The sequence below is a fragment of the Cryobacterium sp. AP27 genome (genome assembly GCF_056680495.1).
Genome location: NZ_CM155285.1, coordinates 216,399 through 233,953 on the forward strand (window position 1 = coordinate 216,399; position 17,555 = coordinate 233,953).

The following is a 17,555-nucleotide window of genomic DNA, read 5'->3' on the forward strand; positions in this document are numbered from 1 at the left end:
GGTGCGATGCCAGTCACGACCGAAGTGGAAGAGGTCGTTCTGTTGAACGCAGACGGCACGCCCGTCGGCGTTGCACCCAAAGCCACCGTGCACGGGGTCGACACGCCCCTGCATCTCGCATTCTCCTGCCACGTGCTCAACGATGCCGGCGAAGTGCTGGTGACACGACGCGCGCTGACGAAGCGGGCATGGCCGGGAGTGTGGACGAACTCGTTCTGTGGACACCCGCAGCCGGGGGAGCCCGGCCTCGACGCGGTACACCGCCGGGCAGCCTACGAAGTGGGGCTGCAGTTGTCGGGTGTGCACCTGGCGCTTCGGGACTTTCGGTATCGGGCAACGGATGCCTCCGGAATCGTGGAGAACGAGGTCTGCCCGGTCTATGTCGCGTCGGCTCTCGGCCCCGTGCGTGCGCGTTCCGACGAAGTGATGGACCACCGTTGGGTCGATCCCCTCGGCCTCGGCCGGTCGATCCGCTTGACCCCGTGGGCGTTCAGCCCGTGGCTGGTGTTGCAGGCGAAGGAGCTGGCGTTGCTGGGCGGCTCCGGCGCCCGACGAGAGGACGTGCTGTGATGACCCCCCGCGTATCCCTGTTCACCGCATCCACTCATATCACCGAGGTGACGACGCGCCTCGCCGACTTCTTCGACGCGAAAGAGCTGCGGGCCGCCACGCTGGGCGGCCAATATGCCGAACTCTGGGCGGCCGCTCGGCATTCGAGCGAGGGCGGCAAGAAATTCCGGCCGGCCCTCGTGCTGAACACGTACGCGGCACTGGGTGGAGACAGCCAGGACGATGCCGTGGCTGTCGCCATGGCCTTCGAGCTGCTGCACACCGCCTTCCTGCTGCACGATGACGTGATCGACGGTGACACGATGCGGCGCGGACAGCCCAACCTGCTCGGCACGTTTTCCGCGCAGGCGTCCGCTCGGGGCGTGAGCGCGAGATCCGCGGCGACGTGGGGGGAGGCCTCCGCCATCCTGGCCGGTGACCTGCTCATCCAGGCGGCGCAGGCGCAGGTGGCCCGGTTGAGTGTCGTCGAGCACAAGCGACTGGCGCTGCTGGACCTGCTCGAGGAGTGCCTGTTCGTCACCGCGGCCGGCGAACTCGCCGACGTCGCCTTCAGCACCAGCGTGCAGATTCCGGTGCTCTCCGACGTGGTGTCCATGACGCAGTGGAAAACCGCGCACTATTCCTTCCAGGCTCCGCTGCAGGCCGGTGCCATACTGGCCGACGCGAGCGCGGAGACCGTACGTGGCCTGAGCGAATTCGGCCGCAACATCGGCATCGCATTCCAGCTGCGTGACGATATTCTGGGCGTCTTCGGCGTCGAAGACGAGACGGGAAAAAGCTCCACGAGCGACCTGCGCGAAGGAAAGATGACGCTGCTGATGTGCTACGCGTTGCAGCGCAGCGCGACCGATGAGCTGGCGAGCATTCTCGCGCACTCCGACATCACCTCGGCCGATGCGACGCGGGTGCGGCAGATTCTCGAAAGCAGCGGCGCCCGCGACTTCATCGAGACCCTGATCACCGACTACGCACAGCTGGCCATGGCGGCGATTGACTCTCCGGCCATCCCCACCGGCCTGCGCCGACAACTCGAGGAAGTCGCGCAGAAAGCGTGCGACCGAGCCGCATGACCATTCAACGAACGGATGCCGCCGGCGGCCTCGGCCTGTACTCCCGGGCCGCGCACAACAGCTCGGCCGGAATCATCCGCGAATACTCGACCTCCTTCGGCATGGCCACCCGGCTGTTGAGCCCGCAGATCAGGCCGCACATTGAAGACATCTACGGCCTCGTGCGCATCGCCGACGAGGTCGTCGACGGGGCAGCCGCGGCGGCCGGACTGGACGTTGACGCGCAGCGTGCCCTGTTGGATGCGCTCGAAACCGAAACCGAGCGCACCCTGGACAGCGGATACAGCACCAACCTCACCGTGCACTCCTTCGCCGTCACGGCCCGCGCCCTCGGATTCGGAACCGAGCTGACGCGCCCCTTCTTCGCCTCCATGCGACGCGACCTCGATCCCGCAGGCTTCACGGCCGAGGGGGTGCGCGAGTACATATACGGGTCGGCAGAGGTCATCGGACTCATGTGCCTGAAGGCGTTCCTCTTCGGCGTGCCCTGCGATTCCCAGCAACGCGAACGGCTGGAGAGCGGTGCGCGCCGGCTCGGATCTGCCTTCCAGAAGATCAATTTTCTGCGCGACCTCCGCGCCGACTGGATCGACCTGGGCCGAAACTACTTCCCCCACCTCGATCCCGATCACCTGACCGAAGCGCAGAAACTCGAGGTGATCGCCGACATCGAGTCCGACCTCGACGCGGCCGCCGCGGTCATTCCCGAACTGCCGCAGACGTGCCGACTCGCGGTCAGGGCGGCCCACGGACTCTTCGCCGCGTTGACGCAGCGTGTGCGCGCCACCCCGGCGGCAGATCTGCTGACGGCGCGCATCCGTGTGCCCAACGCCGGGAAGCTCGCGATCGTGCTGGCCGCCACGACGCACGGACGGGCGCGTTGACCCGGTGAGTACCACGAAAACGGCAGTCGTCATCGGCGGCGGCATCGCGGGATTGGCCACCGCCGCACTGCTGGCGCGCGACGGATACGGCGTCACGTTGCTGGAAGCGCGCACGGACCTCGGCGGCCGGGCGGGCAGCTGGGAACGCGACGGATTCCGCTTCGACACGGGGCCCTCGTGGTACCTGATGCCCGAGGTCTTCGACCACTTCTTTCGTCTGCTGGGCACCAGCAGCGCTGAGCAGCTCACGCTGACCCGACTGGACCCCGGGTACCGGGTGTTTTTCGAGAACCACGCCGACTCCGTCGACATCACGGCCGACCGGGACGCGAACCTGGACTCCTTCGAGCGGATCGAACCGGGCGCCGCGGCCGCCCTCGATCGCTACCTCGACTCCGCACGAGATACCTATACGGTCGCCGTCCGCCGTTTTCTGTACAGCACCTTCGCCTCATTCCGAACCCTCCTGGTGGCGGATGTGATGAAGCGAACCGTTCGGCTCACCCGGCTGCTGCTCCAGCCGCTCGATCGCTTCGTGGCCCGCTCGTTCACCGACAACCGGTTGCGGCAGATTCTGGGATATCCCGCCGTCTTCCTCGGATCGGCCCCGTCGATGACACCGAGCCTGTATCACCTGATGAGTCACCTGGACCTCGAAGACGGTGTCTACTACCCATCGGGCGGCTTCGCCGAGGTCATCGCGGCGATCGCGCGCCTGGCCGCCGGCGAGGGCGTCGACATCGTGACCGAGGCACGCGCGACCGCGATTTCCACGAAAGAGACCGGCGGACGCACCGTCGTGACGGGCGTGCGCTACACGGATGCCGACGGAATTCCGCGGCACGTCGCCGCGGATGTCGTGGTGTCGGCCGCTGACCTGCACCACACCGAAACCGAGCTGCTGCCTGAGGCGCTGCGCACGTATCCGGAGAAGTGGTGGCAGACCAAGGTCGCCGGGCCCGGAGCCGTCCTCGTTTTCCTCGGCGTGCGTGGCCCCGTGCCGCAACTGGCTCACCACAGCCTGTTCTTCACCGAGGACTGGGCCGACAACTTCGGCCGCATCTTCGCCCAACCGACCTCGGTCCCCGACCCCGCATCCATCTACGTCTGCCGTCCGAGCGCAACGGATGGCCAGGTGGCGCCGGCCGGTCATGAGAACCTCTTCGTTCTCGTCCCGGTACCGGCCGACCCGACTATCGGTGCCGGCGGGGTGAACGGCGCCGGCGATCGGGCCGTGGAGGCCGTGGCCGATACGGTCATCGATCAGATCGCCACGTGGGCCGGCATTCCCGACCTCGCCGAGCGCATCGTGGTGCGGCGCACCATGGGACCGGCGGATTTCGAGCAGGACCTGAACTCGTGGAAGGGCAGCGCACTCGGACCCGCACACACCCTGCGGCAGAGCGCCTTCCTGCGTGGAAAGAACGTCTCCGGCAAAGTGCAGGGACTGTTCTACGCGGGCGGCACGACGGTGCCCGGCATCGGCCTGCCGATGTGCCTGATCAGCGCCGAACTTGTGATCAAGCAGCTTCGCGGGGACACCAGCACGCGAGCGTTGCCGGAGCCACTGTGAGCCTCAGCTACCTGATAATTCTTGTTGTCGTGATCGGCTGCATGGTGCTGATCGACCGGCGCTATGGGCTCTTCTTCTGGAAGGATGCGCCGCGAGCGGCGGCCGTGCTGATCATCGGCGTCGCGTTCTTCCTGGTCTGGGACCTGCTGGGCATCCACCTGGGAATATTCTTCCGCGGCGAAACGAGCTTCATGACCGGCATTCTCCTGTCGCCGGAACTGCCGCTCGAAGAACCCTTCTTCCTCGCGTTCCTCTGCTACCTGATCATGGTGCTCGTCGCCGGTGTCGAACTGGCCGGGCGCCGCACCAGGGAGCGTCGATCATGACCTATGCCTGGTTGAGCCTGATCTTCGTCGCCGTCGCCGCGGCGGTGCTGCTGGCCGCGCTGCTCGCGCGCGGGGCGTCGCGACGAGCCCTCGTCGCGCGGTGGTGGCTGCCCGTCCTCATGTCCGGGACGGTCGTGATGATCCTCACCGCCGTCTTCGACAACGTGATGATTCGCACGGGCTTGATGGCCTATTCCGCCTCGGTCACGTCCGGTCTTCTGATCGGCGTCGCCCCGCTGGAGGACTTCGCCTACCCGCTGGCCGGGTTGATCCTGCTCCCGGCGCTGTGGCTTCTCGTCGGGGGGCGACAAGCACATGACCGCTAACCGTTCACGCCAGTTCATCGGCGCCCTGCTCCTGGCCTCGCGTCCGGTCAGCTGGATCAACACCGCCTTTCCCTTCGCAGCCGCCTACTACTTGACCGGCCACGAAATTGATGCGGCGCTCGTCATCGGCACGCTCTTCTTTCTGGTGCCCTACAACCTCGCGATGTACGGCATCAACGACGTCTTCGACTACGAATCCGACCTCGCCAATCCCCGCAAGGGCGGCCTCGAGGGGGCCGTGCTCCAACGCACCGATCATCGGTTGATCCTGTGGGTCGCGGTACTCACCACCGTTCCCTTCATCGTCCTGCTGGTCGTCCTTGGCAATCCGCTGTCCTGGCTGGTTCTGGCCCTCAGCCTCTTCATGGTCGCCGCATATTCCGTTCCGGGACTGCGCTTCAAGGAGAAGCCCTTTCTGGACTCGATCACCTCCAGCACGCACTTCGTCTCTCCGGCCGTGTACGGACTCGTGCTCGCCGGGGCGACTGCGACGCCTCAGCTCGTGCTGCTGTTGGCGGCCTTCTTCCTCTGGGGAATGGCCAGCCACGCGTTCGGTGCCGTGCAGGATGTGATGCCCGACCGGTCGGGCGGCATCCACTCGGTGGCCACCGTCATCGGTGCCCGCTGGACGGTGCGCTTCGCGATGGCGGCCTGGGCCGCCGCCGGTGTGCTGATGCTCCCGACGGCATGGCCGGGGCCGCTCGCCGCCCTGCTGGTGCTGCCCTACATTGCCACGGCATTTCCGTTCCGCTCTGTCTCCGACGCAGAATCCGAGTCGGCCAACCGCGGCTGGAGACGCTTCCTCTGGATCAACTACTCGATGGGCTTTCTCATCACCATGCTGCTGATCGCATATTCACTTGAAAGGGCCTGACCACGCCATGACGGATCAAACTCGACGCCGCGACTGGAACCCTCCACGCTGGCTGCGCATCGTGCTTCCGGCCGTTCTCCTGATCGTCTGGCTGGTGGCCGCCAGCTTCGGCGGCCCCACCTTCGGCAAGCTCTCCTCCGTGTCGAGCAACGATCAGGCAGCGTTCCTCCCGGCCAGCGCCGAATCCACCCGGGTGAACGAGGTGGCGCAGAAATTCACGGACTCCGACGCGATCCCCGCGATTGTGCTCTTCGTCTCCGACACGACGATTGCCCCCGCCGACCTGGCGTCCTACGCCGACGTTGCGGTGCAGCTCGGTGACGTCACCGGCGTACAGGAGGCACCGGCCCCTGGCGTTCCCTCGGTGATCGGACCGATTCCGTCGGAAGACGGCATGGCCGTGGAATTCATTGTGCCGATCAGCGACACCGACGAGGTGGACGCGGTCGTCGCCGATCTCCGCGCCGTCGCCGACACGTCAACGACCGCGACGACGAGCGCCTACGTCACCGGTCCGGCGGGTCTCACCGCGGATCTGGTCGCCGCGTTCGCCGGAATCGACGGCCTCCTGCTCCTGGTCGCGGCCGGCGCCGTCTTCCTTATCCTGCTGCTGGTCTACCGTTCCATCGTGCTGCCGTTTCTCGTGCTGTTCACGTCCGTCTTTGCGCTGTCGGCCGCGATCCTGCTGGTGTACGCGTTCGCCAGCTGGGGCTGGATCCAGCTGAGCGGGCAGAGCCAGGGCATCCTGTCCATCCTCGTGATCGGCGCGGCCACCGACTATTCCCTGCTGCTGGTGGCGCGGTACAGGGAAGCTCTCCGGCAGGTCGAATCCAAATGGGCGGCCATGGCGCGGGCGTGGCGGGCCGCCCTCGAACCGATCGCGGCGTCGGGGGCGACCGTGATCATCGCCCTGCTCTGCCTGTTGTTCTCCGATCTCAACTCGAACCGCAGCCTGGGGCCCATCGCCGCGATCGGTATCGTCTTCTCGCTCTTCGCCTCGCTGACTCTCCTGCCGGTTCTGCTGGTCCTCTTCGGGCGCGTCGCCTTCTGGCCGTTCCGGCCGCGGGTGGTCGCCGACGAGGCGCCGGCCCGCCACGCGGCGGTCGCGGCCTTCGACGGGCTGCAGGGGGTGACCGGTCTGTGGAAGCGGGTCGGCGGACTCGTCGCGCGTCGACCGCGCGTCACCTGGGTCGCCTCCGTGCTGCTGCTCGTGGCCTGTTCGCTTGGCCTGCTGCAACTGCAGGCAAACGGGGTGGCGCAGACCGACATCATCCTCACCCAGTCTGAAGCCGTCGATGGCCAGAAAGTGGCCGCCGAACACTTCCCCAGCGGCGCCGGGAGCCCCGTCGTCATCGTGACCGAGCAGACCAACGCGGATGCCATGCTGTCGGCCGTCGAATCGGCCGACGGCGTCAGTTCGGCCGCGATCTACACCGGCAATACCGGTCCAGGGGCCCCGGCCGAGCCGGTGGTCAGGGACGGACAGGTGCTGATCAACGCGGTGCTGTCCTCACAGGCCGATTCCCAGACGGCCGAAGGCGTCGTGCGCACCCTCCGGGACGACCTCCCGCAGACCGATGCCGGTGTGCTGGTCGGCGGCGTGACGGCGATCGCGCTGGACACCAACACGACGGCGCAAAGCGACCTCGTCAAGATCATTCCCATCGTGCTGCTGGTGATCCTGGTGATCCTCATGCTGCTGCTGCGCTCGATTGTGGCCCCGGTTTTGCTGGTGGCGAGCGTGGTCGTCTCCTACGCGGCCGCCCTCGGCGTCTCGGCCATCGTGTTCAACCACGTGTTCCAGTTTCCGGGAGCGGATGCAACGGTGCCGCTGTTCGGGTTCGTCTTCCTGGTGGCCCTCGGCGTGGACTACAACATTTTCCTGATGACCAGGGTGCGGGAGGAGACGATGCGTATCGGCACGAGACCCGGAATCCTGCGCGGCCTGGCCATGACCGGCAGCGTCATCACGTCCGCCGGTGTTGTGCTGGCGGCAACCTTCGCGGCGTTGGCCGTGATCCCGATCCTGTTCCTGGTGCAGATCGCGTTCATCGTGGCGTTCGGTGTGCTCCTGGACACCGTCATCGTGCGTTCCCTGCTGGTGCCGGCCCTGTCGTACGACATCGGTCGGGCCATCTGGTGGCCGTCGCGACTCGGCCGGGACATGCTCCGGTAGAGATCCCGGCGTCCGGTTGACCTGCTGGGGGTCGACCGGACGCATCGAGTCAGACCTTGCGCACGAGCACCGTGGAGACCAGGTGCGTGGGGTCCTTCCGCAGCACAAGCGTGGCGCGCGACCGCGTCGGGCGAATATTCTGCAGAAGGTTGGGTTCGTTGATGCTTTTCCAGATGCCGCGCGCCCGCGCCCTGGCCTCATCTTCGGTGAGTGAGGCATAACGGTGAAAATACGACTTCGGGTTGGCGAAGGCTCCGCGCTGCAGCTTAAGGAAACGTTCTTCGTACCACCGGGCGATGTCCTGGGTGCGGGCATCCACATAGATCGTGAAGTCGAAGAGATCGCCGACCGCGAGCCCGTGGCCGGCCGCGGGCGGCTGCAGCACGTTGAGGCCTTCGACGATGAGAATGTCGGGCTGCCGTACCACGATCTGCGCGTCGGGCACGATGTCATAGGTGAGGTGTGAGTAGAACGGAGCCCGCACCTCGGTCGCGCCGCTTTTAATGGCGCTCACGAAGCGCAACAGCGCCCGGCGATCATACGCCTCCGGAAAACCCTTGCGTTCCATCAGACCGCGACGGGCCAATTCCGCGTTCGGAAACAGAAAACCGTCCGTGGTGACGAGCTCCACGCGGGGGGTATCGTCCCACCGTGCCAGCATCTCGCGCAGCAGACGGGCCGTCGTGGATTTACCGACGGCAACGGATCCGGCGATCCCGATCACGAAGGGCGTGCGCTGCGCCCGTTCGCCGAGAAAATCGCTCGTGGCGCGGTGCAACTGGCGGGCTCCGGCGGCGTACAAATTCAGCAGCCGGCTGAGCGGAAGGTAGACATCCGTCACCTCGCTGAGGTCGAGCGGCTCGCCGAGACCGCGCAGTTGTACGAGTTCCGTCTCACTCAGAGGCAACTTGGTGGTGGGCGCGAGGGCCGCCCAATCTGCCCGGTCGAGTTCCACGAAGGGGGTCGCGTGACCGTTGTTACGCGCGCTGAACATCGGATCGGACATTTGCCCAAGCTTAGTCCGACTAAAATCAACGCTATGTGCGGAATCGTGGGTTATGTCGGAGACAGTAAAAGCGTCGAGGTCCTTCTGGGCGGTCTGCGCAGGCTTGAGTATCGGGGGTACGACTCGGCGGGCATCGCCGTGATCGCCGACAACGGCGATCTCAATACCGTGAAGCGCGCGGGCAAGCTTGCCGTGCTCTCCAACGAGCTGGCGGCGCACCCGATCGCGAACGGGCGTACGGGGATCGGACACACGCGCTGGGCCACCCACGGTGGTCCCACCGACGGGAATGCGCACCCGCATCTGGGCGACAACGACAAGCTCGCCCTCATCCACAACGGCATCATCGAGAACTTCGCGCCGCTGCGTGACGAACTGCTCGCCGAAGGCTTCAGCTTCCTGAGCGAAACCGACACCGAGGTGGCCTCCGTGCTGCTCGGCCGCGAATACCAGCGCGTCGGCGATCTCGCCGAGGCCTTCCGCGCCGTTGTCGCCCGCCTCGACGGAGCCTTCACGCTTCTCGCCGTGCACAAGGACCAGCCGGGCATCGTCGTGGGCGCCCGCCGCAACTCCCCGCTCGTGATCGGGCTCGGCGACGGCGAGAACTTCCTCGGCTCCGATGTGGCCGCATTCGTCGAATACACGCGCCGGGCCGTGGCCATCGGCCAGGACCAGATCGTGACCATCACCCCCACGAGCGTTACCGTGACGGACTTCGACGGCGTCCCGGTGAAAACCGAAGAGTTCGACATCGCCTGGGACGCCTCCGCGTCGGAAAAGGGCGGATGGTCCAGCTTCATGGCCAAGGAAGTGTCCGAGCAGCCCGACGCCGTCGCCAACACCCTGCGCGGGCGCGTGCACGACGGCCACGTCGAGGTTCCCGAACTCACGGCCTTCGGCGACGACGTGCTTGCCGGCATCCGCCGTATCGTCATCATCGCCTGCGGCACGGCGGCGTACGCCGGCCAGACCGCGAAGTACGCCATAGAGAAGTGGGCACAGGTGCCCGTGGACGTGGAACTCAGTCACGAGTTCCGCTACCGCGACCCCGTGCTCTCCGCTGACACCCTCGTGATCTCGATCAGCCAGTCCGGCGAAACCATGGACACGCTCATGGCCGTCAAGTACGCGATGTCCCTCGGCGCCAAGACCATCTCCATCTGCAACACGCAGGGCGCCACCATCCCGCGCGAGTCCGACGCCGTGATCTACACGCACGCGGGCCCCGAAGTCGCCGTGGCGTCGACCAAGGCCTTCGTCGCACAGATCTCGGCGCTGTACCTCTTCGCGCTGCACCTGGCTCGTGTGCGGGGCAGCCTCAGCGCGTCAGAGCAAGCAGTGCAGGTCGCCGAACTGCAGGCCATTCCCGAGAAGCTCGCCACCGTTCTCGGCGTCGAGGACGCGGTGCGCCAGCTGGCCCGCTGGATGAGTGACACCCGTGCCGTGCTGTTCCTCGGCCGCCACGTGGGCTTCCCCATCGCCCTCGAGGGGGCACTCAAGCTCAAGGAGCTGGCCTACATCCACGCGGAGGGCTTCGCCGCCGGCGAGCTCAAGCACGGTCCGATCGCCCTGATCGAGCCCGGCCAGCCGGTGTTCGTGGTGGTCCCGAGCCCCCGCGGATCCGCGCACCTGCACCCGAAGGTCGTCTCCAACATTCAGGAGATCCGCGCCCGCGGCGCCCGCATCATCGCCATCGCCGAGGTCGGCGATGCGGCCGTGCTGCCGTTCGCCGATACCGTCATTCACATTCCGCTCGCGGCGCCGCTGTTCGAGCCGCTGCTCGCCGTGGTTCCGTTGCAGATGTTCGCCATGGAACTGGCCATCGCGAAGGGCCTCGACGTGGACCAGCCACGCAACCTCGCGAAGTCGGTCACGGTCGAATAACCGCCCGAGCAGACCACACATGATCCGAGGTATCGGCGTCGACATCGTCGACCTGGCGCGTTTCACGCGCCAGGTCGAACGAACCCCCGGACTCATCCCGAGGCTCTTCGCCGAGGGGGAGCGCAGTCTGCCCGTGCACTCCCTCGCGGCTCGCTTCGCCGCCAAGGAGGCGCTCATCAAAGCCCTCGGTGACAGCGGGGGAGTCACCTGGCAGGACATGGAAATCGTCTCCGACGCGCATGGCAACCCCGGCTTCGTGCTGCACGGCCCGCTCGAAACCCTCCTGCACGCCAGGGGCATCACGAGCCTGCACGTCACGATGACCCACGACGCCGGTGTCGCGTGCGCCTTCGTCGTCGCCGAGGGCGCATGAGCGTCATCACCGCCGAAACCCCGGAGGCGATGCACCGGTTCGGGATCGAACTCGGCTCACGCCTGCGCGCCGGGGATCTCGTGGTGCTCACGGGCCCGCTCGGCGCCGGCAAGACCACCCTCACCCGCGGGCTTGGGGAAGGCCTCCACGTGCGCGGCGCCGTGACGAGTCCCACCTTCGTGCTCGCCCGCACGCATCCGAGCACCGTGGGCGGCCCGCCGCTCGTGCACGTCGACGCCTACCGACTCGGCAGCGCCCTCGAACTCGACGACCTCGATATCGACTTCGCACGGTCGATCGTCGTGGTCGAATGGGGCCGCGGCATGCTGGACGGCATCACCGACTCCTGGCTCGACATCGACATCGAACGGCCGACGGGCGCATCGGCAGTCCACCCGGATGCCGCCACCGGCGACGACCCTGACCTCGACCTCGACGAACCCCGCATCATCACGCTCACCGGCCATGGGCCGCGGTGGCGGTCCGCAGGCTGGCCCGACGCCTAGGCTGAACCCATGGTTGCCCCCAGCACGTCGACGGATCTCACGTCCCCCCGCAAGGGCCCCCGCTACTGGATTGCGCTCGCGATCATCGGCCTGATCGGCGGTCTGCTCTCCGGCGCGTTCGGCGTCGGGGGCGGCATCATCATGGTTCCGCTGCTGATCACGTTCGCGCACATGGACCAGCGCCGCGCCGGGGCGACCTCGCTTGTGGCCATCATCCCCACGGCCCTCGTGGGGTCGCTGGCCTACCTCGCCAACGACCAGATCGACCTTGTGGCCGGTGGCATCATCGCGGCGGGTGCGGTGATCGGGGCCGTGATCGGCAGCATGCTGCTGCGCCGCATCCCGCTCGTCTGGCTGCGTTGGATGTTCATCCTGCTGATGCTTCTCGTCGCCGTGCGCATGCTGCTCCTCATCCCCGAGCGCGTCGGGCCGGTCGACCTGAGCGTTGCCGTCGTGTTCGGCTACCTGGCACTCGGCCTGATCATGGGCATCGCCTCGGGGCTGTTCGGCATCGGCGGCGGAGTCATCGCGGTGCCGGCGCTCGTGGCCGTCTTCGGGGCGAGCGACCTCATTGCCAAGGGCACGTCACTGCTCGTGCTCATCCCCACCGGCCTGGTGGGTACCATCGCCAACCTGCGCGGTCACCTGGTCGATCTGCGCGACGGCGTCGTGGTCGGGATCGCGGCCGTGGCGGCATCCGTTCCCGGCGTTACGCTCGCCCTGCTGATGACCCCGCAGGTGTCGAGCATCCTCTTCGCGGTGCTGCTCGTCGTCGCGGCGCTGCAGCTCGCCGTTAAGGCCGTGCGGGCCCAGCGCCGGGACCGCGCGCCGCGCGTATAGTCTTGACGAGTGCTTCTCGCCATTGATACCTCAGCCGGCACGAGCGTCGCCGTCGTCGACCTCGACCGTGGCGTGATCAGCGAACGCGCCGAACGCGACACCATGCGCCACGCCGAGGTCATCGGCCGCCTGATCCAGGAATGCCTCGCCGAAGCCGGAGTCTCCGCGAGCGACCTGTCCGGCATCGTCGGCGGCATGGGCCCCGGGCCGTTCACCGGCCTGCGCGTCGGCATCGCGGCCGCCCGCGTCTTCGCGCTGGGCGTCGGCATACCCCTCGTCCCGGTTGTCAGTCACGACGCGATCGCCTTCAACGCGTACCGCACCGGTCATCAGGGGCCGCTGCTCGTGGTCACCGACGCCCGCCGCCGCGAGGTGTACTGGTCGGCCTACAGCGACGCGGATGCCGAAGGGCTGCCCCGCCGCATGGGCACGCCCGGTCTCGCCAAGCCCGCTGAACTGCTCGAAGCATCGTTCGAGCACGCCGGCGTACCGCGCCTGGACGCGGCCACCGTCTCGGCCGGCGACCTCGGACTCGTCGCCGAGTTGTCTTTCGCCGCCGGATCGTCGTTCGCCGCCGACGCCCCGCTCTACCTGCGTTCGCCCGATGTGACCCTGCCCAACGGCCGCAAGCGGGTGAGCTGAGTGACCTGGCAGTTGCGCCGGGCAACCTCTGCCGACGTGCCGGCGATCATGGTGCTCGAAACCGGAATTTTCGAGAACGATGCCTGGTCGAGCGAGATGATGGCCCGCGACGTGGCCGACCCGGCCTGCTACTACCTCGTGGCGTTTCCGCCGGACGACCCCACGCGGATCCAGGCGTATGCCGGCCTGCTCGCGCCGCAGGGCGCGGCCGAGGGCGACATTCAGACCATCGGCGTGGCGGACGACGCCCGCGGGCATGGCCTCGGCCGGGTGCTCATGCTGCGGCTCATCGCCGAGGCGAGCGCCCGCGGTGCCCGGCAGGTGTTCCTGGAGGTGCGTGCCGACAACCCGTCGGCTCAGGGGCTGTATCGTTCCCTCGGTTTCGACGAACTCGGCGTGCGGCGCGGCTACTACCAGCCCGACAATGTTGACGCGCTCGTGATGCGCCTGAACATCCCGGCGCCGCGGGCGGCGCTCGCCACCACCCCCGACGCAAGCGAGGCCTGACATGAACCGAACAGATCCCCTCGTGCTCGGCATCGAAACCTCGTGCGATGAGACCGGCATCGGCATCGTCCGTGGCACGCGCCTGCTTTCCAACACCATCGCCAGTTCCATGGACGAGCACGCCCGATACGGCGGCGTCGTCCCGGAGGTCGCCGCCAGGGCCCACCTCGACGAGCTCGTGCCGGCCATCACCGCCGCCGTGGCCGAGGCCGGAATTCGCCTCGACGACGTGGATGCGATCGCCGTTACGAGCGGACCCGGGCTCTCGGGCGCCCTCATGGTGGGCGTCGGCGCCGCTAAGGCCCTCGCCGTCGCGCTGGACAAGCCGATTTATGCGGTCAATCACCTCGTCGGGCACGTGGGAGCAGACCTCCTGCGCACCGGAGCCCACAGCGCGGATGAACCCCTCGAATACCCGACGATTGCGCTGCTCGTCTCCGGCGGTCACACCTCCCTGCTGCTCGTGCGCGACCTGACCGGCGACGTCGAACTTCTCGGCGAAACCATCGACGATGCCGCGGGGGAGGCCTTCGACAAGGTCGCGCGGGTGCTCGGCATGCCGTATCCGGGCGGCCCGCAGATCGACGCGGCCGCTCTCACCGGCGACCCGAACGCCATCCGCTTTCCGCGCGGACTGAGCAAGCCCAAGGACATGGCGCAGCACCGCTACGACTTCTCCTTCTCGGGACTGAAGACATCCGTGGCCCGCTGGGTGGAACAGCACGAAGATGCCGGAAAGCCGGTGCCGATCAACGATGTTGCGGCGAGCTTTCGGGAGGCCGTCGTCGATATTCTGCTCACCAAGGCCGTGGCCGCCTGTGTCGCCTACGACGTGCCCCGGCTGCTGCTCGGCGGTGGGGTGATCGCCAACCGACGGTTGCGTGAGGTTGCCGCCGAGAGAACGGAAGCCGCCGGCATCGTCTTGCGGGTACCCCCACTGTCGCTCTGCACCGACAACGGCGCCATGATCGCCGCGCTCGGAGCCCAGCTGATCATGGCCGGGCACGAGCCGTCGTCGCTGGATTTCGGGGCGGATTCCACCCTCCCGGTCAGCGACATCCAAGCATAAAACCCCGTCTCACCAAGCTATATTCTCAGCTGCGGGATATTCTGGGGGAAGCGCCCCCCCGTCAGTTGTTTTGAGGAGTTCTCACATGTCAGATTCCACCAATAACGTGCCTCCGGCCGAACCGACACCGCCCCCCGCGTCCGCCTACCAGGCCCAGCCGGCACCCGTGTATGCGCAGCAGGCTCCGACAGGTTACGCAGCGCCGACCGGCCCGGGCCCCGAGACCTTCAACGTGCTCGCGATCGTGTCGTTCGTCAGCGCATTCGTGGTGTCTCTCGCCGCGGTCATCTGTGGGCACATCGCCCTGTCACAGATCAAGAAGACCGGCGAGAAGGGCCGAGGCTTCGCAATCGCCGGTGTGGTGCTCGGCTACGTCGGCATCCTCGCCGGAATCATCACCGTTATCGTGGTCATTGCGCTGATCAGCAGCGGCGTTGCGATGAACCCGGAGATCTTCCGCGACCTGTAGCGCGGCTGGGAACCAGCCCGCAACGTTCGGCACCAACGCCGGCAGCGCCCGCACCATTTCGAAAGGAACGAACTCCATGAGTGATCCGACTACCCCGCAGGTTCCCGACGTTCCCGACGTTCCCGACGTTCCCGACGTACCGCAGGTGCCGAGCGTTCCTCCGGTCGCGCCGCCGTCCGCGCCCACGCCGCCCACGCCGCCGCCGGCGCCGAGCTACGCGGCGCCCACCCCGCCGCCCAGCTACGGAGCGCCGACCCCTCCGTCGGCCGGCGGCCCCGCCACCCCGCCGCCCGCCTACGGCGCCCCGGCGAACCCCTACGCGTCGGACCCCTACGCGGCCGCGCCGGCCAGGAAGCAGCCGATGCTCAGCATCCTCGCCATGATCGCGGGCACCATCGGCGTCATCGGCTCGCCGATCGCCATCATTCCGTTCGTCGGAGGATTTCTCGGTCTGCTCTTCCCGGCTGCCGGAGTCGTTCTCGGTTTCCTCGGCAAGAAGCGGGAACCGGCCGCACGCGGATTCTGGCTGACCGGAATCATCACCGGCTTCGTGGGTATCGGCCTGATGATCCTCAGCCTCGTGCTGTGGGGTCTGCTCTTCGCCGCCGGCAACGCGTATAACGGTTATTGATCCGCTGGCGGGTCACCCCCAACGGGGTGGCCCGCCGGCCCCTGGTATCACGGAGGACTGCAATGAGCGGAGCGCACCGCGACGCTGACGCCGACGACGACGTTCGGCTGGACCACACTCGTCCGCCGGCGCCCCCCGGCAGCGAACTGGCCTGGGAATCGACCGTGACCGCGCCCACCGAGTGGGTTCCGTATGTCTACACCGACGCGGAAATGCACGCGCACACGACCCGCCGCCGGCTGTCCATCGCGGCCCTGGTCTGCGGACTGCTGGGTTTGCTGCTCGGGATCATCGGCGTGTGGGGCATCTTTGTCTCGGTGACCGCCGTGATCCTGGCCCTGATCGCCCGCACCGTCGAGTACCGGGCGAAGGTCTTCTGGCTCAGCGGCCTCCTGACCGGCCTCGGCGGCATCCTGCTCGCCGTGTTCTGGTTCCTGTACGTCACTCAGGTCGTTCTGGGCTGAACCGCCGGGCACGTTGACTCGGACTCGCCACGCCGCATCCGCGCGCTGGGAATGCGGCGTGTCACGAAAACCTCCGAGGGCCTCCGTGTGCCGTGCAGGGGAGCGCGGTCAGCGCACGCGCTCCACGAGCAGCGCGACCCGATGCCCGGCCGCGCGCGTGAGGATCAGGGTCGCCGATTCCGGCCCCTTGAGCTTCAGCCGGGTACGGAGGGCGGCCGGGTCCACGTCCACTCCGCGTTTTTTGATCTCGAGCGTGCCGATGTGGCGTTCCTGCAGTGCCAGGCGCAGCTTCTTCTCGTCGACCGGCAGCACCTCGAGCACTCGGAACGCGCTCGCAAACGGGGTCTGCACGAGTGCGGGCGCCGTGAGGTACGCGATGCCCTCGCTGAGCATTTCGGCGCCGAGGGTGCGGGCGAGGTCACCGATCAGGCGCGCCCGGATGACGGCACCGTCCGGCTCGTAGACGTAGCCGCCGAGGTCGCCCACCGGGGCGTCCTCGCTGTCGCCGCCCGCGGTCATCTCGACGACGCCGCTCGACGTCAACAGCAGCGCGGAACGACGGATGCCCTCCCGGGCGAGCGCGCCGAACCAGAGCCCCATCTCCACGAGCTGGCCGTCAACGGACACCCACTGTGCCTCTGCCTCGGACGGGATCAGGTCGCGGTCGTGGCCCGGACCGAGTTTCACGCCCACCGGCATTCGCTGGGCCAGGGCGAAGGCCCAGTCGAGGGAGGGGGAGTAGTCGTCTGGGCGGGTGAGGCGCGAGGTGTTGCTGTGCCCGCTCGTGCGGCGCGCCGGGTCGAGCCAGGCCGCGTCGAAGCCGTCCAGGTCGACCTCTTCGGCGGGGGAGTGCACCACGCTCGCCTGGGGAAAGGGCGCAAGGTTGTAGCTCGCCACGGTCGCCGTCACCTCGTCGGCGTCAACGGCCGTGACGTCGAGGTCGATGGCGGCCATGGCCATGGCGTCCCCGCCGATGCCGCACCCGAGGTCGACGATGCGAGGAGGCCGATCCGTGCCCGCGCCAAGCGCGGCGAAACGACCGGCGTGCAGCGCGGCGACACGCAGGCGCGTGGCTTGCTCGAGTCCGGCCTCGGTGAAGAGCATACGGCTGGCGAAATCACCGAACTTGGATCCGGCCTTCGCGCGCAGCCGCGCCTGGCTCAACGCCGCAGCCACCAGGCCGGCGGCATGGCCGGCCTTGCGCAGCTCGCTCACCGCCCGCACGACGTCGATGGTGTCGTAGCGCGGAAGGGAATCGAGCAGGCGTAAACCCTCGGGCGAAAGCAGCTCGACGAGCTCGGTGCGTTCCATTGAACAAACCTATCAATCGCGCCCGCATCTGGCACTCACGTTGCGTGAGTGCCA

The 17,555-nt window shown here is 67.6% G+C and carries 20 protein-coding genes; 18 read left to right on the top strand and 2 right to left on the bottom strand.

Annotated features, from left to right (window positions below):
- Positions 1–6 precede the first annotated feature (6 nt).
- The 8 genes from idi to AC1MB9_RS01130 are packed head-to-tail and all read left to right on the top strand — an operon-like array spanning position 7 to position 7,799.
- Positions 7–570 carry an isopentenyl-diphosphate Delta-isomerase gene (gene idi, locus AC1MB9_RS01095; protein WP_479963204.1) on the top strand — a complete coding sequence of 188 codons (564 nt, stop codon included), beginning with the start codon at positions 7–9 and terminating at the stop codon, positions 568–570.
- The gene (locus AC1MB9_RS01100) at positions 570–1,640 is read left to right on the top strand and encodes a polyprenyl synthetase family protein (protein WP_479963205.1); all 1,071 of its coding nucleotides are present in this window, start codon (positions 570–572) and stop codon (positions 1,638–1,640) included. The genes idi and AC1MB9_RS01100 overlap by 1 nt, the downstream gene beginning before the upstream one ends.
- Positions 1,637–2,524, top strand: coding sequence for a phytoene/squalene synthase family protein (locus AC1MB9_RS01105; protein WP_479963206.1), 888 nt, complete (start codon positions 1,637–1,639; stop codon positions 2,522–2,524). Before AC1MB9_RS01100 ends, AC1MB9_RS01105 begins: the two co-directional genes overlap by 4 nt.
- Before the next feature lie 4 nt (positions 2,525–2,528).
- Positions 2,529–4,097, top strand: coding sequence for a phytoene desaturase family protein (crtI, locus tag AC1MB9_RS01110; RefSeq protein ID WP_479963207.1), 1,569 nt, complete (start codon positions 2,529–2,531; stop codon positions 4,095–4,097).
- Complete coding sequence (locus AC1MB9_RS01115; RefSeq protein WP_479963208.1) at positions 4,094–4,423, top strand: lycopene cyclase domain-containing protein; 330 nt, start codon at positions 4,094–4,096, stop codon at positions 4,421–4,423. Before crtI ends, AC1MB9_RS01115 begins: the two co-directional genes overlap by 4 nt.
- A complete protein-coding gene (locus tag AC1MB9_RS01120) occupies positions 4,420–4,749 on the top strand; it encodes a lycopene cyclase domain-containing protein (protein ID WP_479963209.1) in 330 nt (109 codons plus the stop codon). Before AC1MB9_RS01115 ends, AC1MB9_RS01120 begins: the two co-directional genes overlap by 4 nt.
- Positions 4,739–5,623, top strand: a complete 885-nt coding sequence (locus AC1MB9_RS01125) for a prenyltransferase (protein WP_479963210.1) — start codon at positions 4,739–4,741, stop codon at positions 5,621–5,623. Before AC1MB9_RS01120 ends, AC1MB9_RS01125 begins: the two co-directional genes overlap by 11 nt.
- A gap of 7 nt (positions 5,624–5,630) precedes the next feature.
- Positions 5,631–7,799, top strand: coding sequence for an MMPL family transporter (locus AC1MB9_RS01130; RefSeq protein WP_479963211.1), 2,169 nt, complete (start codon positions 5,631–5,633; stop codon positions 7,797–7,799).
- A gap of 49 nt (positions 7,800–7,848) precedes the next feature.
- Here the strand turns inward: AC1MB9_RS01130 and coaA are convergent, their stop codons facing one another.
- Entirely contained in the window at positions 7,849–8,805 is a 957-nt protein-coding gene (coaA, locus tag AC1MB9_RS01135; RefSeq protein ID WP_479963212.1) for a type I pantothenate kinase, read from the bottom strand.
- 33 nt (positions 8,806–8,838) lie between these two features.
- On the opposite strand from coaA, the gene glmS reads away from it, so the two are divergent.
- The 10 genes from glmS to AC1MB9_RS01185 all read left to right on the top strand — a co-directional run bounded on the left by glmS (position 8,839) and on the right by AC1MB9_RS01185 (position 16,190).
- Positions 8,839–10,689: a glutamine--fructose-6-phosphate transaminase (isomerizing) gene (gene glmS / locus AC1MB9_RS01140; RefSeq protein WP_479963213.1), complete on the top strand. Its 1,851-nt coding sequence runs from the start codon at positions 8,839–8,841 to the stop codon at positions 10,687–10,689.
- Positions 10,690–10,708: 19 nt separating this feature from the next.
- The gene (locus AC1MB9_RS01145) at positions 10,709–11,062 is read left to right on the top strand and encodes a holo-ACP synthase (RefSeq protein ID WP_479963214.1); all 354 of its coding nucleotides are present in this window, start codon (positions 10,709–10,711) and stop codon (positions 11,060–11,062) included.
- Positions 11,059–11,568, top strand: a complete 510-nt coding sequence (gene tsaE, locus AC1MB9_RS01150) for a tRNA (adenosine(37)-N6)-threonylcarbamoyltransferase complex ATPase subunit type 1 TsaE (RefSeq protein ID WP_479963215.1) — start codon at positions 11,059–11,061, stop codon at positions 11,566–11,568. Before AC1MB9_RS01145 ends, tsaE begins: the two co-directional genes overlap by 4 nt.
- A gap of 9 nt (positions 11,569–11,577) precedes the next feature.
- Positions 11,578–12,408: a sulfite exporter TauE/SafE family protein gene (locus tag AC1MB9_RS01155; protein ID WP_479963216.1), complete on the top strand. Its 831-nt coding sequence runs from the start codon at positions 11,578–11,580 to the stop codon at positions 12,406–12,408.
- Positions 12,409–12,417: 9 nt separating this feature from the next.
- A complete protein-coding gene (tsaB, locus tag AC1MB9_RS01160) occupies positions 12,418–13,050 on the top strand; it encodes a tRNA (adenosine(37)-N6)-threonylcarbamoyltransferase complex dimerization subunit type 1 TsaB (protein WP_479963217.1) in 633 nt (210 codons plus the stop codon).
- On the top strand, positions 13,051–13,557 hold the full coding sequence (rimI, locus tag AC1MB9_RS01165) for a ribosomal protein S18-alanine N-acetyltransferase (RefSeq protein ID WP_479963218.1): 507 nt from the start codon (positions 13,051–13,053) through the stop codon (positions 13,555–13,557). It abuts the gene before it with no gap.
- 1 nt (position 13,558) lies between these two features.
- Positions 13,559–14,626, top strand: a complete 1,068-nt coding sequence (gene tsaD, locus AC1MB9_RS01170) for a tRNA (adenosine(37)-N6)-threonylcarbamoyltransferase complex transferase subunit TsaD (RefSeq protein ID WP_479963219.1) — start codon at positions 13,559–13,561, stop codon at positions 14,624–14,626.
- A gap of 85 nt (positions 14,627–14,711) precedes the next feature.
- Positions 14,712–15,095, top strand: a complete 384-nt coding sequence (locus AC1MB9_RS01175) for a DUF4190 domain-containing protein (protein ID WP_479963220.1) — start codon at positions 14,712–14,714, stop codon at positions 15,093–15,095.
- A 76-nt stretch (positions 15,096–15,171) separates the two neighbouring features.
- Positions 15,172–15,726 (top strand): hypothetical protein, encoded by a 555-nt coding sequence (locus AC1MB9_RS01180; RefSeq protein WP_479963221.1) that lies wholly within the window; start codon positions 15,172–15,174, stop codon positions 15,724–15,726.
- Between the two features lie 62 nt (positions 15,727–15,788).
- On the top strand, positions 15,789–16,190 hold the full coding sequence (locus AC1MB9_RS01185; protein WP_479963222.1) for a hypothetical protein: 402 nt from the start codon (positions 15,789–15,791) through the stop codon (positions 16,188–16,190).
- A 108-nt stretch (positions 16,191–16,298) separates the two neighbouring features.
- On the opposite strand, the gene AC1MB9_RS01190 is transcribed toward AC1MB9_RS01185, so the two are convergent.
- Positions 16,299–17,501: a class I SAM-dependent methyltransferase gene (locus AC1MB9_RS01190; protein WP_479963223.1), complete on the bottom strand. Its 1,203-nt coding sequence runs from the start codon at positions 17,499–17,501 to the stop codon at positions 16,299–16,301.
- Positions 17,502–17,555: the final 54 nt, after the last annotated feature.